The following is a 17,406-nucleotide window of genomic DNA, read 5'->3' as shown; positions in this document are numbered from 1 at the left end:
CTGTGGCCAAGCCGGCACCCGCGCCGGTGGCCGCCCCCGTCGCCGCCGAGACGGTGACCAAGCCTGCCAAACCCCTGCGCGCGGCCAATGAGCCGATGCCCGCAGCCAATCGCTCTGTCGCCGAGACTGTCGCCGCCCTTCGCGCCAGCGGCATCGGCAACGCAGCCTTGAAATCACAGCCGGCAGAAGACGGCTGGGAGGAGTTTTGATGAGCCAAGATCCAAGCGCCAATCCTGTCATCAACCTGCCCGCAGTCGTCGATCTGCGGGCGGTTGGGCCGTTGAAGGCGGAGTTGATGGAACAGCGCGGCAAGGCGGTGACCCTTGATGGCTCGGCGGTCGAACGCCTGGGCGGTCTGGGGCTGCAACTGCTGCTGTCGGCCATCAAGACTTGGCAGGCCGACGGGCACGCTTTGATCTTTCTCAATGTTTCCAAAGCCATGAACGAGCAATGGCTTAGCTTTGGAGCTTCCCCCACACAGCTCGTAGCGCAGGACGCCGCCTAATGACTAAAACCGTTCTGACCGTGGATGACTCGCGCACCATGCGCGACATGCTGATGCTGGCCTTGCAGGATGCAGGCTACCGCGTGGTTCAAGCCGTGGACGGAGTCCACGGCCTGGAGGTGCTCGAACAGGAGCGCCCGGACATCGTGATTACCGACATCAACATGCCGCGTATGGATGGCTTCGGCTTCATCGAGGGCATGCGCGCCAACCCTGATTACAGTGGCGTGCCCGTGCTGGTGCTGACGACAGAGAGCGACGCCGCCAAGAAGCAGCGCGCCCGCGACGCCGGTGCCACGGGCTGGATCGTCAAACCTTTCGACCCCGTACGTCTGGTGGACGCTGTCCGCCGTGTTGCCGCCTGATCTGAGCAGATACGAGGACGACCCCCCAGTCATGAGTGAAGATCCGTTCGAAGCGATCAAGGCCACCTTCTTCCAGGAATGCGAAGAACTGCTGGGTGACCTCGAGAGCAACCTTCTGGCCCTTGAATCGGGTGATACCGATATCGAGACCATCAACGCCTGTTTCCGCGCCGTTCACTCGGTAAAGGGCGGGGCGGGGGCCTTTGGTCTGGACGATCTTGTCCGCTTTGCCCACGTCTTCGAGACCCTGATGGACGAACTGCGCTCGGGGCGTAAGGCCGTGGACGAAACGGTTGTGCGCACCCTGCTGCGGGCCTCCGACGTACTGAACGACCATGTGACGGCGGCGCGCGGTGCCGGTGCCGCGGTTGATCCGGAACGCTCGCAGGCGCTGATCTACGAACTGGAAACCCTGACGCACGGTGCGCCGGTATCGGCTGCACCGGGAGAAGCCACGGCGGCCGCATCAGACGAGGACGATTTCGGCTTTACGCCTCTGACCCTGTCGCTGGACGATCTGGGTGGCGGTCTGCCCGCGCTTGATGACCTGCCTGCGCTGGATCTTCCGCCGTTGGTGGATGCGGCGACGGCCCGTCAGACCGGTTGGAAGATCATCTTCCGACCGCACCCGCGCCTTTATGCCAATGCCAATGAAACCGGATTGCTGATCCGTGAACTGGGCCGTCTTGGTCCGGTGTCGGTCGAGGTCGATGACAGCGGCCTGCCGTCGCTGGATGCGCTGGACCCGCAGGACTCGCATCTGGTCTGGACCATCATGCTGGATGCTCCGGTCGATGAGGCCGAAGTCCGTGATGTGTTTGATTTCGTGGAAACAGATTGCGACCTCAGCATCACGCCTGTGATGGGCGAGGGCGTGGCCAACGATACCCTGCCTGAACTGCCCGCCCTGCCTGAACTTCCCGATCTGGACGATACGGGCGGTTTGCCGTCCCTGGACGCACCGGCGGCGGCAGAGGCCGATATCGCGGCCCTGGTGGCGCTGGCCCAGGCCGATACGGCGGCCCGCCTTGTTGGCGGAGCAGCCCCGGCCGATACGGCATCAGACCCCCAGCCTAAGGCCGCACCGGTTGCGCCCCGCGCTCCTGCGGCTCCGGTCGCGGCCAATGCTTCTGCGCCTGCTGCGCAGGCCCCTGTGACGATCCGCGTCGATCTGGAGCGTGTGGACCGTCTGATCAATGCTGTCGGCGAACTGGTGATCCAGCAGGCCATGCTGGCCCAGCGCGTCTATGAGAGCGGACTGGCCCGCTCGTCCGATATCTCGCTAGGCCTCGAGGACCTCGAGCTGCTGACGCGCGAGATTCAGGACAGTGTGATGGCCATCCGCGCCCAGCCGGTGAAGTCGGTGTTCCAGCGCATGCCGCGTCTGGTGCGCGAAGTCGCCGACATGACGGGCAAGCGCGTCAAACTGCTGACGACCGGCGAGGACACCGAGGTCGACAAAACCGTGGTGGAACGTCTGGCCGAGCCGATCACCCATATGCTGCGCAACGCCATCGACCACGGTCTGGAAACGCCGGAAGAACGCGAAGCGGCGGGCAAGCCTGCCGAGGGCACCGTCAAACTGGCCGCCCTGCACCGCTCGGGCCGCATTGTCATCGAGATCACCGACGACGGTAAGGGCATCAACCGCCAACGCGTCCGCGCCATCGCCGAAGAGCGCGGCCTGATCACCCCCGATCAGGTGCTGAGCGATGACGAGGTGGACAACCTGATCTTCCTTCCGGGCTTCTCGACCGCCAAGGAAGTCACCGATGTGTCGGGGCGCGGCGTGGGTATGGATGTGGTGCGCCGCTCCATCCAGTCACTGGGCGGCCGTATTTCCATCAGCTCGAACCCCGGCAAGGGCTCGACCTTCTCCATGTCGCTGCCGCTGACGCTGGCGGTGCTGGATGGCATGGTCGTGGGTGCCGCCGAACAGACTCTGGTCGCGCCGCTGGCCGCCATCGTCGAGAGCCTGACACCCAAGCCCGAAGACATCCATCTGGTCGGCGGCGTCGATCCGGTGCTGATGTTCCGTGACGAGTTCGTGCCGCTGGTGGATGTCGGGCAGAGCATGGGCTTCCGTGCCGGAGCCACCGATCTCAAGGGCGGCGTGGTGATGATTGTCGAGACCGAGAACGGCCAGCGTGCCGGTCTGTTGGTAGACGCCATCCACGGTCAGAGACAGGTCGTCATCAAGTCGCTGGAAACCAACTACCGCCATGTCGAAGGCGTGGCGGCGGCCACCATCCTCGGTGACGGGCGTGTCGCCCTGATCCTGGATATCGACGCTCTGGTCACGACCGGACGGCGTCGTCCTACCCCCCGTGCTGAACTGAAAATGGCGAGCTGAACATGACCCAAGTCACCCCTAACGTCGCCGGTACCGATCGCGAGCTGATCGCCTTCCGCATTGGTGAACAAGAGTTCTGCGTTGATATCATGAGCGTGCGCGAAATCCGTGGCTGGACCCCGGCTACGCCGCTTCCGCGCTCGCCCACCTATATGAAGGGTGTGATCAACCTTCGCGGCACGGTGCTGCCGATCATCGATCTGGGTGCCCGTTTCGGCCTCCAGACCGGAGAGCCGACCGAGCGTCACGTCATCATGGTGGCCCACGTCGGTTCGCGCCTGGTCGGCCTGCTGGTAGATGCCGTGTCTGACATTGTGCAGCTGACCGACGCCTCGATCCAGCCGACGCCGGACGTCGCTTCGGAAAGCGTCAAAGCCTTTGTGAAGGGCATCTTCGCGGTCGAGGGCGGCCGTATGATCAGCCTGATCGATCTAGAACACGTCCTGCCGGCAGAGGCCGAGGCCGAAGCCGCATGACCATGACCGCCGGGCGGGACACCTTGGTGGAAGGGGAGTTCCCCTTCACCCACAAGGACTTTCGCCATATCGCCAGCACCCTGCATGCCCACGCCGGCATTGCCCTGCATGAGGGCAAGGCCGCGCTGGTCTATTCGCGTCTGGCCAAGCGCCTTCGTGCGCTGGGGCTGCGCAGCTTCGCCGAATATGTGGCTCTGATCGAGTCGCATGAGGGGGCTGAAGAACGTCAGGCGATGACGGCGGCTTTGACGACCAATGTGACGCGCTTTTATCGCGAGCCACACCATTTCGACCATCTGCGTGATGTGGTCATGCCCGAGCTGGCCGCCCGTGCGCGGGCGGGGGGGCGTGTACGTCTGTGGTCGGCAGCCTGTTCGAACGGACAGGAGCCATATTCGATGGCCCTGACCGTGCTGGAAAAACTGCCCGAGGCGCTGGACCTCGATGTCCGCATCCTGGCGACGGATATCGACCCCAACATGGTCGCCGATGGCAGGACGGGCATCTATTCCGACGACCTTCTGCAGCCGGTACCGGCTTCGGGCCGTCGCCATTTCCACCCTGTCGCTGACCGTCCGGGCTATTCGCAGGCTGATGAGACCCTGCGCCGTCTGGTGGTCTTCAAGGAGCTGAACCTCATCGGTGACTGGCCGATGAAGGGACGGTTCGATGTTATCTTTTGCCGTAACGTAGTGATCTATTTCGACGATGCGACCCAGGAAAAGGTGTGGAGCCGTTTCGCTCCGATCCTCAATCCCGGCGGGGCGCTTTATATCGGCCATTCCGAGCGTGTCTCGGGACCGGCATCACCGCTGTTCCAGACCTGTGGTCTGACGACATATCTGCGCGTCGCATCGACGGCACGGGGCACAGCATGAGTCGCGTGCGTGTTCTGGTCGTAGACGACAGCGCCACCATGCGCAGCCTGATCGCGGCCGTTCTTCGCCGTGATCCCGACATCGATGTTGTCGGCACGGCGGAGGATCCGCTGGATGCGCGCACCAAGATCAAGGAACTGAACCCCGACGTCATCACGCTCGACGTCGAGATGCCCAATATGAACGGGCTGGAGTTCCTCGAAAAAATCATGCGCCTGCGGCCCATGCCGGTGGTCATGGTCTCGACCCTGACGCAGGCGGGCACGGATGTGACGCTGGCGGCGCTGGAGATCGGCGCGGTCGATGCCGTGGCCAAGCCCGCCGTCGGTGTTCCGGCCAGCGAGGCCTTTGCGGATCTGGCCGACAAGGTGAAGTCGGCGGCGCGCGCCCGTGTGCGTCCTCTGGAGCCACGCGCCGTCCAGACCCATCAAGCGGGCTATCACGCCGACCCCAACCATATTCTGGCGATCGGCTCATCGACGGGCGGCGTCGAGGCCCTGCTGACGATCATTTCGGCCTTTCCGGCAGACTGTCCGGCGACGGTTATCACCCAGCACATGCCCGCCAGCTTCACCCGCAGTTTTGCGGCCCGACTGGACAAGAGCACACCGGCAACGGTGAGCGAGGCCACGGACGGTGCCGTGCTGAAGCCGGGCCATGTCTATGTCGCTCCCGGCGGCGCCTATCACCTGACGGTCACGGCGGGCCGATGCCGGCTGATCGAGGCCGATCCGGTCAATGGCCACCGGCCTTCTGTAGATGTTCTGTTTGATTCAGTGGCGCGTTCCGGTCGTCCGATGACGGGTGTCATCCTGACCGGAATGGGCCGTGACGGTGCGCGTGGTCTGTTGAATATGCGTAACGCCGGTGCGCGCACCTATGGGCAGGACGAGGCCAGTTGCGTCGTCTATGGGATGCCCAAGGCCGCCTTCGAAACCGGTGCCGTAGAGCGCCAATTGCCGCTCGGCCGTCTCGCCCCCGCTATCCTGGAATCCTGCGCCGCCCAAGGCGCAAAATCGACTGTCGCGTAAGGACTATTCCCCCATGCCCGCAGCTTCTGCCATCCGCACACTCATCGTTGACGACCAACTGACGATGCGCGCCCTGATCCGCACCAGCCTGCAACAAATCGGTGTGCGCGATATCGAGGAGGCACCCGACGGTGAGGCCGCTCTGCGTGCCGTCATCACCAAGCCGGTGCATCTGGTGATTTCGGACTTCAACATGCCCAACCTTGACGGGCTGGGCCTGTTGCGCGGTATCCGCGCCCACCCGCCCATCGCCAAGACGGCCTTCATCATGCTGACCGGCCGTGCCGACCGCGAGCTGGTCCAGCGTGCGGTGCAGTATGGCGTGAACAACTATCTGGTGAAGCCCTTCACCACCCAGCAGCTCAAAGAGAAGCTGGAAGCCGTCTTCGGTCCCTTGCAGTGAGGCCATCCTCCGATATGTCTGCAACTGAAAAGCGCATCCACGTCGGGCAGGGGGATCACTATGTGACCTCCGACCCCAATGTTGTGCTGACGACTGTGCTGGGCAGCTGCGTTGCGCTGTGCCTGCACGATCCGGTTGCAGGTGTCGGAGGAATGAACCATTTCCTTCTGCCCGAAGGGAACCAGGACGGCACCGCCGCCAGCCGCCGCTATGGCGCCTATGCGATGGAAGTGCTGATCAACGATGTGCTGAAGGCCGGTGGCCGCCGCGAGCGTCTGGAGGCCAAGCTGTTCGGCGGCGGCCGTATGTTCGACAGTCTCAGCGATGTGGGCGCGGCCAATGCCGCCTTTGCCGAACGTTTTCTGGCCGATGAGGGAATTCCGGTCGTCGGCGGTAGCCTGGGTGGCTTTGGTGGTCGTAGACTGCACTATTGGCCCGTCAGTGGACGTGCACGCCAGCGGGCGGTGATGGATGTGGCAGCGGTTCCGCCGCCAAAGACCACCCAACCGTCTGTCGTGGCCGGCGATTTGGAGTTGTTTTGATCATGTCACACGATACCCGCGCGCTTTACATGGCCGTGTCGAACGAGCTTTCGGACATTGCTTCGGGTGTGCAGACCGCTGGCGATCTTATGGGCGAGGTGCTGTCGCATCTGCCGCCGCAACAGCGCCTGTCCTACATGGCGCGGGTTCAGGCTTTTGACGTTCTGGTCCAGCGTCTGGAGGCCCTGTCGGGACTTTCATCGGCACTGGGCAATGATCAGGCCCTTGATACGGCACTGGCCGCCCTGCCTCTGGCGGAAATGGCCGAACGCCTGCAAGAAGCCGCCCATCGTGGTAATCCATCGGGCAGTGCCGCCCTCTCGGCGTCTCCCGATGCCGGTGAGTTGCATTTGTTTGAGTGATGAATAAGGACGATCGGGTCAATCTCGAGCATTCGACGGTCTTGCTGATCGACGACAACCAGCAGGCGCTGGATATGCTCGGTTCCGTGGTTCAGGGTTTCGGTGTCCGGGAACAGATCAAGCTGACCTCTGCGGTCGATGCGGTCAAACTGCTGCAGGAGCGCCCTGTCGATCTGATCATTATCGACTGCGCCGACCCTGAAATGGACTCCTATGCGTTTACACGCTGGCTGCGCCGCGAAACGCCTGCTCCGTTGAAATATACGCCGGTGATCATGGTCACCGGCCACGCCTCGCAGGCCAAGGTGCGCGAAGGCCGCGACTGCGGGGTCAGCTTTGTGGTGGTGAAGCCGATCACCCCCAAGGTGCTGCTGAAGCGCGTGATCTGGCTGGCCAGCGACACGCGTGAATTCATTGAATGCCCGACCTATGTCGGACCGGACCGCCGTGTCCGGAACTATGGGCCGCCGCTGGGCCAGAAGGGCCGACGTGCCGGTGACCTTTCGGCCCACATCGGCATCGCCAAGGAGGCGAACATGGATCAGGCCGACATCGACGCCCTGCTCAAACCGCAGAAGGTCCAGCTATGACCAAACCCGTAGAGACGACAATCGCAGCCGGTTCGGCGGTCGGTGAGGGCGAGGGGGCAACCGCCGTAAAGGTAGTCTCCAGCCTGTCCAAAAAAATGGCCGAGCCGGGCGGTCTGACGGTGGCCGATATAGAGCGCCGCGCCAAGGAACGTCTGCAAAAGCACAAGACGGACGCCATGCGCTCGGTCGAACTGGCCGTGTCCGAACTGGAAAAACGCGTCGAGGTGGGCGCGGACCATCCCGACGAGGCCTTTTACCTGACGGCCAGCCAGATGCTGGATGTCGCAGGTTTTTTCGACACCGGCCCGCTTTATGATGCCGGATACAGCCTGTGCGAACTGCTGGACGTCATGCAGACCTCGGGCGAGTGGAACGGCGATTCCGTGCGCGTGCATGTGCGGGCGCTGCGCATGATCCTGAATGCCGGGTGCGAGACGACGCCGCAAAGCGCCACCCTGCTGGCCGGATTGAAGGCCCTGCTGGACCACGCCCGCAAGGACTAGTCCTGACGGGTCTGCTGGCTGTTGATCCGGTCCAGAAGCGCCTGTGCCTGGGGATTGGCGCGGTGCGGATTGTTCACCAGTGGCACCAATATGCCTTTGGCGACATCCAGCTGGTTCAGCTTGATCAAGGCTTCGGCCAGATTGATGCCCGTATAGGGATGCTGGGGCGCGATTTCATAGGCCAGTCTCAGCACGTCCATATCGTTCTCGTTCGGATAGGACGGGGCCAACCGTCTGTTCCGGCCAAGGCTTGTCAGCGTGAACGGATTTTCCGGATCGATGCGATAGGCGGCGGCCAGATGGGTCTGGGCGCGGGTGCGCAAATCGGCTTCCTGCCCGGTCTGGGCCGCCCTGTCCGCCCGCGCCAGATAGATGCGGCCTAGCAGGAGCTGGGCGTCGGCATGTTCGGGATCTTGCGCCAGCAGTTGCTGAAGCAGGGGCTCGGCCTGTCCGAAATCCCGGGCCAGCCGGTACTCGGCATAGGCTCTGGCATAGAGGGCATAGGGCGTATCGCCATAACGGCTGGCCAGGGCATGGATGCGCGCCAGATGGGCCGGTCTTTCAGACTCCGGCATGGACATCGCCAGCCTCAGGACGGGCAGCAGCAGCTCATCGGCCTCGCCGGGCAGGGTCTCCAGCGGCGGGTTGGCATTATCCTGTGCAAGGGTTGCGGTACGGAAGCCAAGGTTGGAGCCCGCATAGACCGACAGTGTCCGGCGCAGCTCTTCCAGAGACATGCCCGTGGCCTGTTCCATAGCCGTGACAGATGGCGTGCCCGCCGTGACCGCCGCCAGATAGCGTTCCAGCTTTGCCTTGCTCTCTTCGTCCTTGAGGAACCAGTGCGTCAACAGCCATGACAGGGGATAGTAGGTGCGCGCGATGTTGCCGTCCTGCTGGATCGGTCGCTCGGTCAGCAGGCGGTCCAATGGCATCCAGCCACTACCGAGCAAGGCATTGCCGCTCCATGCGGGTGGCTTGCCGATGTGAACCCTGTCCCCGTCGAACTCGGCGGTAGAGAAATACTGGGCAAAGCCTTCGCTGAACCACGCAGGCAGGGCCCCTTTCCATTCTCCGGCCAGAAAATGGTGGGCGTATTCATGCTTTATCGTGGCCAGACTTTCGCGCCGTTCGGCTGCTCCGAATATGTTTTCGGCGGAGGCCGCATAGAAGCCCGCTACATGGGTCTGGCCCGGATAAAGGTCTGCCAGTTCTCTAGGCGTCACCAGATAGACGGGAAGCCTGCGGACAGCGGTTTCGCCCGTCGGCCGACCGAAATATTGGCGCAGGACCAGATCGAAACGCTCAAGCTCGCGGCTGGCCGCGCGCAAGTTGCGTTCGGAGTCCTCGCTGATGACCACAAACCGCGCGCCCTCGATACTTTGCCATTGCGCCCATGAGGGTGAGGCGATGGCAGCAAGAGATACGGCGAGCGGCAGTAACAGTTTACGCATGGGGGTACGGTTCCGGTTAGGCCTGCGGGGGAGAAGTGCCTTCCCCTTCGTCTTCACCCTCTTGGGCGGCGCGTTGTTTGATGGCCTCTTCCTCGGCCGCGGCCTCGGCTTCGGTCTGGCCCTTGGCGCGCAGCAACAGGTCCTTGGCCGCGGGATTTTCCCCGTGGGGATTGTTGACCAGAGGGGTGATGATGGTGATGGCCTCATCATTGCGCCCCTTGTGCAGAAGGGCCGCAGCATAGTTGTAACGGATCTGGCCAAGTTGTGGGGCCAGCGTATAGGCGATCTCCAGCACCTGCATGTCATTGTCGGTGGGATAGGTCGCGTCGGTGCGACGGTTCTCCGACATCAGAAGCATGGTGATGTAGTTGGCATCATCGATCTGATAGGCGCGGGCCAGCAGGCTCTGTGCCTCGCGTTTCAGCCGTTGCCCGCCCTCCTGGTCATCGGCTTCAAAGGCCTTGTCCGCCAGATCAAGCTTGGCCCGCACCAGATATTGCATCCCCTCGACATTGTTGGGGTCGATGCTGAGCAGATGCTCCAGAAGGCTGGCGGCCTTTTCGGGATCATTGCCGTTGTGCAGTTCCGCATGGGCGTGAACCAACAGTGCCAGCGGATCATCCGGATAACGTGCCGCGCGTTGACGGATCGTCTGCAGGGTCTGGGCGCGGCGCTCCTCGCTGACACCCATCTTCAGCTGCTGCCCGAGCAGCAGCAGGTCATCGGCAGAGGCAGGCAGGCGCTCGCTGGTGATCTGGATATCGGGAAAGGTGGTGCGCACGCCCATATAGGGAACGCGGCTGTTCATATAGCGGCGCAGCGTGCGGCGCAGTTCGACCGCATCCAGGCCGGTAACCTTCTGCATGACCTCGACGGGATCTCCGCCCGCCCCGACCTCGCTCAAATAGGTGTGCAATTGGGTGCGGCGCGTGGCGTCGCCCATGAACCAGTGGGTCAGCAGCCATGCCAGGGGATAGTAGCTGTCGCTATTGCGGGCCTTGGTCAAAGGACGGTTGGCCAGAAGCTCGTTCATGGACATCCATGACAGATAGCTGAGGGCCGAAGCGCGACCGGGCGAAGGAACGCCGACGTGTGTCTCGTTACGCTTGAACAGGGTCGGGGCGTAATATTCGGCAAAACCCTCGATGAACCAGCCGGGATAGGGATAGCTGAATTCCTGATACATGAAGTGGTGCGCGTATTCATGCTTCAGGGTGTGGTTGTCGGAACCACGGGTGGCTACGGCGAAAATGTCTTCATCGGTCGGGATATAGAAGCCCGCGATATTTTCGTTGCCATCGGGTCTGATGGTGCGCAGTCCGGGACCGGAAACCAGATAGATGGGCAGTTTACGGTAGGGGACGCCGTCCAGGTCCTGACCCATGAACATGCGCATGATGCGGTCGAACTTTTCCAGTTCTTCCAGCATTTCACGGGCTTCGGTGGCGTTGCCGGAGCTGTAGAGGACAAAGCGGGGACTTTCGAAACGGGTCCAGTCCGCAAGGGCCGGTGTCGCAGCGGCCATCAAGGCCAGACAGGCCGCGCCAGCCCCCATCAACCGGCGCAGAACGCCTTTACTGGATTTGACAGCGTGCATGCTCATTCCCTCTTCCCTTGGGGAGAGGGGTTGCATGGCAAATCGCTGTTATCAAGCGTGGCTTTAAGCTAGGCGGCGACAAGCCCCCAGATATCGCGTTCGGTGGTTTCAGAAAGGGACTGCCCTGCGATGGCTCTTTGATAGAGCTGGTCGAGCGTCGGCAGAGGCAGGGCGCAGAAGCGTGGCTCCACGACTTCGGGCAGACATCCCGCTTCGGGCGCTGTGAACAGGGCGGCGTTCAGTCCTTCGGTCTTGCGCGACAGCAGCCATGCAAGGCGTCGTGCCCGCTCGGGATGGGTGCGCTGCAGCTGGGGATGTTCGGAAAACAGCTCGCAACCCAGCTCGATCAGCGAATCCAGCTCCAGAGGCGCAAAGCGTCGCTCGTCCTTCAGCGGTGCGGGCGAGGGCGGTTCAAGCGTGAATACGACATCGTTCAACAGGAACAACATGGGCTTTTTGCCTCCAGTCGCTCGTTCGGAGCCATGCCGTCTTAGACCGGGCTTGTTTTCCGGCCCGTTCACGAACGCGGTGAACGCGGCGTTCACCAAGACAGGCGGATTTCAGTCGCTGGACGTCTCGCCCTCGACCTTTTCCAGCAGGAAGTGTCTGCCCTGCCGATCCTCGATCTCGACCACCCAAAGATCGGGGTCATATCCGCGACGACGCTCCAGATAGGCGTCCAGTTCGCTTTCGAACTCGCTGGCGACAGGCTGGATCCACAGGGGTTGGCCCTGCATATCGACCGACTGGCTGAACAGGCGGGCGGTGCGGGTGGATGTGTTGTACGACTTGACCACCACATCGCCCGCGCGGGCGTCACCCTTGCGCACCACGGTTGCAAATGCGCCTTCCAGCTCTGCTCTGCGGATCAGGGCCGAGACCCAGACATCTGTTGAAAGAAGCAATTGCTAACCTTGATTGCAAACGTCCCGGCAAACCGTTTGGGTTAGGGACAGTTCCATGATCATAGCGTTTTGCCGCCGCGGCGACAGTTCTCAAACCCTTGGCCGCCGCCTTCGTGCAAAGCTTTTTGCAGCGGGGGCCGTGCTGCTGGCCGTTTCGGTGCCGGCGCAGGCTTCGGACGCGACGCGCCAAGCCTATCACGAGCGGTCCCTGATACTGGCGGCCAATGCCCGTTGCCAACTGTTCAAGCCCGATGTCGAACAGGCCCTGCAGGCGGCGGCCCTGCAAACGCGCGGCGTTCTGTTGCGCTCGGGTATGGAAACGTCGGTGGTCGGGGCCATCGCATCGCGGGCGCGCAGCGAAGCCAATGGCCTGTCCTGTTCCGATCCCGGCCTCCAGTCACGCGCCAACCGTATCGTCCATGCATTCGATCGTTGGGGCAGGGCGGCGCGTGTGGAGTTTCCGGCCAATGAGCACAGCTGGCGGGTAGACCGCTTCCAGCGCAGCGAGACCGGATGGCGCATGGTTCAGGACAGCCGCGTCGGCCGCTCGCCGGTGCGGTTCGGTCTGGCCGGACCATCGCCGTCGCAGGTGCGGCCAATGGTTGTCGTGTCTTTCCAGGGTCAGGCCAGACCCTATGCCGCGCGTCTGGTGATGCGTGATACCCGCGCCCTGCCCAGAGCCCATGCGGTGGAAAACGGTCTGGCAGCCATGCCTCCGTTTGCCGCACGGCAGATGGTTCTGGCGGCGGGTCGGGAACAGGCGCCGGCCTCTTTGCTGGCAGAAGGGCAGCGCCGTGGGGATGCCTGGGTTTTCGGGTCGGAGATCATGGTGCAGCTGACCCGTCTGGACCCGCGTGAACCCTTCTGGATCGAGTTTCTGTTCCGCGACGATTCCATCGCCCGCGTGACCTTCGAAGCCGGAGACGCGGCGGCGGCGCGGACCTTCCTAAGCCTGGGCGGGGTCTAGCCTATCAGCCACATGACGGCAAAAGCCGCGGCCATATAGGTGCCGAACGGCAGTTGGCTGTGGCGGCCCAGCTGCTGGCCGCGCAGCTTCAGTGCAAGGGCGGCCAATGCCGCAAACACGCTCGACAGCAGAAGCACCGGCATCAGATCGGCAAGGCCGACCCATGCCGCCCCCATACCGAACAGTATGGGATCACCGCCGCCAAGACCGCTTTGCCCGCGCAGCTTGCGATAGACGAATGAAAGCAGCCAGAGCAGGCAAAAGGCCACCACGCCCGAAACGATGGCCGCCATCCAGCCATGACCGAAGGGATAGGGCAGCAGCACACTCGCCGCGATCCCCGTGACCCCCAGTGGAAAGGTCAGCATATCGGGTAGCCAGTGGTTCTCGGCATCCACAAAGCCGATCAGCAGCAATTGCCAACCCAGAAGCGCGGTAAACAGGACCGTCAACAGGCTGTGGTCCTGCCACATGCCCCAAAGGGCAACGCCACCCCCGATGATGGCTGCCGCCAGCGGCAGGCCCAGTCTGCGGTGATGCGGCAGCGCAGGCCTGGGCTCCGTAAAGGCCAGTGCCAGCGGCACCATCACATAGCCCGCGGCCAGACCGCACAGCGCCAGGGCCGCGCCAACGATCATCGCATGATCCATGATTTGCCCCCTGTGATGCCTGCAATCCCGACAGACCCTGCCGTGCAGTATGCCGACGCTATGATCCAGGTCAAAGCGGTGTTCTGCCGGGCTGTTAGAAGAGGGCTACTTCTCCCCCTGCACCGCAGGACAGACTAAGGGTCGGATCGTCAGGTCCGGCCCTGATTTTTGTCCGGAAACGAAGAAGGGGCGCATCCCGATCAAGGATGCGCCCCCGTTTCTCGACCGGATTTTACCTAGTCGATCTTCTTCAGATTGTCGCGCGTATCGCGGTCGATCCAGCGGGTGTAGGGGTCAACCCCTGCAAAGGCCGGTTTGACCGGAGACACCAGACGGATGGTCTGCGGTCCGCTGCGGATGATCTGGCGTTCCAGCAGGATGACATCCTTGCTGTCGAACTGACCCATACCCGGCTCGGACTTGAACAGGCCGATTTCCATCTCTTCTTCCAGAGGCGCAACGGTCTCGGTGCCCTTGGCGTCGGCGTACAGTTTGCGCGCCTCCACCTTCATCACCACGTCCCAGCGTCCGTCGGGGCGCTTGGTCGCTGTGGCCGATGCCACCTTCAGATCATACAGGGTGATCTTCTGGAGCAGGTCGGTGATCAGGTTCTGCTTGTCGGCAGGGGCCTCGGCGCGGATGGCGGCGATCAGATCGACCGAGCGCGGATAGGGCGCACGACCGAACTTGTGCGCCGCCAGCAGCTTGGACAGCGCGCGGTTGACGACATCCTCGCCCAACTGGTCGCGCAGCAGGTAAAGGACGTGGCCACCCTTGCGGTAGTGGATGTAGCCCTGACCGGCCTCGACGCGTTCCAGCGGGAACTCGCCCAGACGTTCGCTGCCCCGTGCGCCCAGATAGTTGTCCAGATCGTATTTCAGGAAGCGACGGATCTGCTCCTGGCCGTACATCTTTTCCATCACCATCAGGGCCGAGTATTCGGCCAGCGTTTCGGACAGGGTGGTGGCACCCTGGACATTCGCGCCGACGATCTGGTGCGCCCACCATTGGTGCGCCAGTTCGTGGGCTGTGACGAAGGTCACATAGTCGATGGCATCGGGTTTGCGCAGATCGGCGTTGAAGCCGATGCTCTCCGAGTAGGGCATGGTGTTCGCAAAGGCTTGCGCGAACGAGGAGTAGCCCGGGAACTCGATGATGCGCGCCTGACGGAACTGGTACGGACCGAAGGCCGACTGGAAGTAGTCCAGGCCCTTTTCCAGTGCGGTCAGCATGCGCTGGGCATGAACGCCGTGCGTCGGGTGGTGATAGACCTCAAGCGAGATGCCGTTATGGTCTTTCTTGGCCAGTTCGTAACGGGCCGACTGCACCGAGAAGAAGTGCAGGATCGGGGCTTCGGACACGAAGCGGGCGGTACGGCGGCCGTTCTTGGTCTCGTCCGACACCTTGTAGCCCGGTGCCAGCGGCGTCTGGTCGGCATCGGTGGACACCGTGATGTCGGAGTTCACCCATGAGGCGCCGATGTAGTTGGACTGTTGGCCGAACTCGTCGTTCAAATCGCGCATGCGCAGCTCTGCGGGCAGGCCGTGCTTGCGGCGCTTGGCGCGGTCCGTCAGCAGGCCGCCGCGGTCCATGCCGATCGACGGGCTGAAGGCCTTGTCGTTCACGAAGGTGCCGTTGTCGACGATTTCGGTCATCAGATTGTTGACGCCGAAACCCTTCTGACCGAGTTCGCTCTCAAAGCTGACCGTACGCTTTTCGCCCGGTTGAAGCGGGGCGTTGAAGCGGTAGATCCGGTATTGGTGCTGCTTCCATTCCTTATCCAGCTTGGCGCCTTCGACCTCGATTTTCATCTCGGTTACGCGCGGCCAGTTGAAGTGGATGGTTTCCAGCGGCTTGTCGGTCAGGTTCTCGATCACATAGGTACCGGCGACGGTCATTCTGCGGTCGTGCGTGCGCAGGTCGATGTTCATCTTCACATCGGTCACCTGCGGTTGGGGCAGGTTCTCGAAGGCGAGCAACTGCTTCTCGCGGTCGGCCATGCGGGCCTCGGCGGTCTGCTTGCGCTCGTAGATGTTCCAGACGTTGGTGTTGACGTACACCAGCACGCCCAAGCCCACGAAGGCCGCAAAGGCCAGACCGCCGATGACGCCTGCCGTACCCTTGAGGCGGCGCGGTGCCTTGGCAAAACGCGGCTTGTAGCGGGTCTCTGCCCCACGACGCCAGAGCGCGAAGGTCAGGACCAGCAGGATGACGCAGAAAGCGCTCCAGTACAGGGTCGTCGGCAGGGCAATCAGGCCAAGGCCGGCCATGCCGTTCAGGTCGGATGTCGGAACATTGGGGCCGACGCCGAAATTGTAGAGATAGTGGTCAAAGCCCAGCGAGCCGAGAACCAGCGAGCCGATCATATAGACGACCATGACGGCCCAACCGACGAAACGGTTCGGAGACATCGCCTGAACAAAGATGGCCAGAATGGCAACCATGATCATGGTGATGCTGCCCGGAAGGACGTACCAAACTAGGTATTTGCCGATCTCGAAGTCAAACCAGCCACGGATGGCTTGAGACACGACGCCGGCCAGGATGGACGCCAGCAGGGTCGAGGTCAGCACCAGGGCCAGACCCAGGGCCTTTGGCACCATGAAGGTCCAGTCCGGTGCCGGGGTGGAATCTACGATTTCATGGATCTTGCGGTCCTGATCGCGCCAGACCAGTTCACCCGAATAGTAGATGGCGATGATCAGGGCGACGAGGCTGAACGAGCCTTCGAGCTGGCTGATGACATCACGCGTGGTCGGGAAGGTCTTTACGCCATACATCTCGCCGCCGAACAGCAGTGAGGTGAAGGCCATCAGGAAGCCGAACAGCATCAGAACGATGTAGGCCGGGCTCTTGAAGATCAGACCCATTTCAAAGCGGGTGCGGGCGGCCAGCTGGACCAGCGACTGGGCCATGCCGAATTTGGGCGAGGCCAGCGGGCGCGGAGTCGGTGCCGACTTTTCGGCCTTGGCGGTCGCCTTTTGCAGACGGGCCGATTTCTTCTCGGATGTCCCGCGCGGCGAGCGGCTGAACAGGGCGACGGACAGGCCGAGGAAGACCAAGCCCAGCGACGTCCACAGTACGCGGTTGCCAAGGACCACACCGGCCAGTTCGGGCAGGCGGGTGTTCTTCTCGGCGGCCGTCCAGTAACGCGAAACCTCCGTAAAGGCCCCGATGCCCAGCGGCTCCAGCCAGCTGCCCAGTTCGCGCATTTCCGGCTTGGACAGCAGGGTCGAACTGACGACGAAATAGAGGATGATCAGGCCGACGGCGCCCACATAGCTGGCCATCATCGAACGTGTGACCGTGGCGAGGCTGAACACCAGTGCGGACGAGAAGAACAGACCCGTCAGTCCATAGAAGAGATAGGCGAAAACATAGTCGCCCAGACGCAGGGACTGCAGTGTTTCCGGATCGATCCACGGCATGAAGGTACCGAAGATCAGGCCAAGGCTGATGCTGGCAAAGGCCAGGGCCGCGGCCAGATACGAACCGATGAAACGCCCGATCACATAGGAGAACCTGCCGACAGGCGTTGCATTGATCATCGGGCCAAAGCCGGTGGTCGCATCACGCGAAACCGCGTTGGCGACCAGCCCCACGGTGCCCAGGAGGAAGAACAGGCTGAGGATGATGTGGGTGACGATGATGGTGGACGCCGCATTGACGTACACATTGCCGCCTGTGCCACCGATCCGGATGTTGTCGCTGGCAGCGACCAGACCGAAGCTGAGCAGGAAGAACAGGATGGAGACTACCCAGAAGGTGGGCTGTCTGAGTTGATAGCGGAACTCGAAGGCCGCGATTTTGGCGAGCATCTGTCTGCTC

19 protein-coding genes are annotated in these 17,406 nt (G+C 62.7%); 13 read left to right on the top strand and 6 right to left on the bottom strand.

Annotated features, from left to right (window positions below; translation table 11 throughout):
- The 12 genes from B3H86_RS12810 to B3H86_RS12755 form a co-directional block, all read left to right on the top strand.
- Window positions 1–209: hypothetical protein (locus tag B3H86_RS12810; RefSeq protein ID WP_409450248.1), on the top strand; the 209-nt coding region annotated here is incomplete at its 5' end.
- Window positions 209–505, top strand: coding sequence for an STAS domain-containing protein (locus B3H86_RS12805; RefSeq protein ID WP_292054521.1), 297 nt, complete (start codon window positions 209–211; stop codon window positions 503–505). The genes B3H86_RS12810 and B3H86_RS12805, both read left to right, overlap by 1 nt.
- Window positions 505–870, top strand: a complete 366-nt coding sequence (locus tag B3H86_RS12800; RefSeq protein ID WP_292054518.1) for a response regulator — start codon at window positions 505–507, stop codon at window positions 868–870. The genes B3H86_RS12805 and B3H86_RS12800 overlap by 1 nt, the downstream gene beginning before the upstream one ends.
- 31 nt (window positions 871–901) lie before the next feature.
- Window positions 902–3,223, top strand: a complete 2,322-nt coding sequence (locus B3H86_RS12795; protein ID WP_292054516.1) for a chemotaxis protein CheA — start codon at window positions 902–904, stop codon at window positions 3,221–3,223.
- 2 nt (window positions 3,224–3,225) lie between these two features.
- Window positions 3,226–3,699, top strand: a complete 474-nt coding sequence (locus tag B3H86_RS12790) for a chemotaxis protein CheW (RefSeq protein WP_292054514.1) — start codon at window positions 3,226–3,228, stop codon at window positions 3,697–3,699.
- Window positions 3,696–4,577 (top strand): CheR family methyltransferase, encoded by an 882-nt coding sequence (locus B3H86_RS12785; RefSeq protein ID WP_292054512.1) that lies wholly within the window; start codon window positions 3,696–3,698, stop codon window positions 4,575–4,577. Before B3H86_RS12790 ends, B3H86_RS12785 begins: the two co-directional genes overlap by 4 nt.
- Entirely contained in the window at window positions 4,574–5,608 is a 1,035-nt protein-coding gene (locus B3H86_RS12780; protein WP_292054511.1) for a protein-glutamate methylesterase/protein-glutamine glutaminase, read from the top strand. Before B3H86_RS12785 ends, B3H86_RS12780 begins: the two co-directional genes overlap by 4 nt.
- Window positions 5,609–5,621: 13 nt before the next feature.
- Complete coding sequence (locus tag B3H86_RS12775; RefSeq protein WP_292054510.1) at window positions 5,622–6,011, top strand: response regulator; 390 nt, start codon at window positions 5,622–5,624, stop codon at window positions 6,009–6,011.
- A 14-nt stretch (window positions 6,012–6,025) separates the two neighbouring features.
- Entirely contained in the window at window positions 6,026–6,553 is a 528-nt protein-coding gene (locus B3H86_RS12770) for a chemotaxis protein CheD (protein WP_292054508.1), read from the top strand.
- A 2-nt stretch (window positions 6,554–6,555) separates the two neighbouring features.
- On the top strand, window positions 6,556–6,915 hold the full coding sequence (locus tag B3H86_RS12765) for a hypothetical protein (RefSeq protein WP_292054506.1): 360 nt from the start codon (window positions 6,556–6,558) through the stop codon (window positions 6,913–6,915).
- Complete coding sequence (locus B3H86_RS12760; protein ID WP_292054504.1) at window positions 6,915–7,505, top strand: response regulator; 591 nt, start codon at window positions 6,915–6,917, stop codon at window positions 7,503–7,505. The genes B3H86_RS12765 and B3H86_RS12760 overlap by 1 nt, the downstream gene beginning before the upstream one ends.
- Entirely contained in the window at window positions 7,502–8,008 is a 507-nt protein-coding gene (locus B3H86_RS12755) for a chemotaxis protein CheE (protein ID WP_292054502.1), read from the top strand. Before B3H86_RS12760 ends, B3H86_RS12755 begins: the two co-directional genes overlap by 4 nt.
- Here the strand turns inward: B3H86_RS12755 and B3H86_RS12750 are convergent.
- The 4 genes from B3H86_RS12750 to B3H86_RS12735 form a co-directional block, all read right to left on the bottom strand.
- Window positions 8,005–9,459: a tetratricopeptide repeat protein gene (locus B3H86_RS12750; RefSeq protein ID WP_292054500.1), complete on the bottom strand. Its 1,455-nt coding sequence runs from the start codon at window positions 9,457–9,459 to the stop codon at window positions 8,005–8,007. The two genes, B3H86_RS12755 and B3H86_RS12750, sit on opposite strands and share 4 nt — an antisense overlap.
- A 16-nt stretch (window positions 9,460–9,475) precedes the next feature.
- A complete protein-coding gene (locus B3H86_RS12745; protein WP_292054497.1) occupies window positions 9,476–11,062 on the bottom strand; it encodes a hypothetical protein in 1,587 nt (528 codons plus the stop codon).
- Between the two features lie 62 nt (window positions 11,063–11,124).
- Window positions 11,125–11,505 (bottom strand): hypothetical protein, encoded by a 381-nt coding sequence (locus B3H86_RS12740; RefSeq protein WP_292054496.1) that lies wholly within the window; start codon window positions 11,503–11,505, stop codon window positions 11,125–11,127.
- A 111-nt stretch (window positions 11,506–11,616) separates the two neighbouring features.
- Complete coding sequence (locus tag B3H86_RS12735; protein ID WP_292054495.1) at window positions 11,617–11,961, bottom strand: DUF1491 family protein; 345 nt, start codon at window positions 11,959–11,961, stop codon at window positions 11,617–11,619.
- 55 nt (window positions 11,962–12,016) lie between these two features.
- Between B3H86_RS12735 and B3H86_RS12730 the strand changes: the two genes are divergently transcribed.
- On the top strand, window positions 12,017–12,928 hold the full coding sequence (locus B3H86_RS12730) for a hypothetical protein (RefSeq protein WP_292054494.1): 912 nt from the start codon (window positions 12,017–12,019) through the stop codon (window positions 12,926–12,928).
- Here the strand turns inward: B3H86_RS12730 and B3H86_RS12725 are convergent.
- Both B3H86_RS12725 and B3H86_RS12720 read right to left on the bottom strand, forming a co-directional pair.
- The gene (locus tag B3H86_RS12725) at window positions 12,925–13,578 is read right to left on the bottom strand and encodes a prepilin peptidase (protein ID WP_292054491.1); all 654 of its coding nucleotides are present in this window, start codon (window positions 13,576–13,578) and stop codon (window positions 12,925–12,927) included. The genes B3H86_RS12730 and B3H86_RS12725 overlap by 4 nt on opposite strands.
- 236 nt (window positions 13,579–13,814) lie before the next feature.
- Window positions 13,815–17,396 carry an ABC transporter permease/M1 family aminopeptidase gene (locus B3H86_RS12720; protein ID WP_292054489.1) on the bottom strand — a complete coding sequence of 1,194 codons (3,582 nt, stop codon included), beginning with the start codon at window positions 17,394–17,396 and terminating at the stop codon, window positions 13,815–13,817.
- Window positions 17,397–17,406: the final 10 nt, after the last annotated feature.

Source organism: Brevundimonas sp. UBA5866 (assembly GCF_002432125.1).
Lineage (GTDB): Bacteria > Pseudomonadota > Alphaproteobacteria > Caulobacterales > Caulobacteraceae > Brevundimonas.
This window is presented reverse-complemented; position numbering and strand designations above follow the sequence as displayed.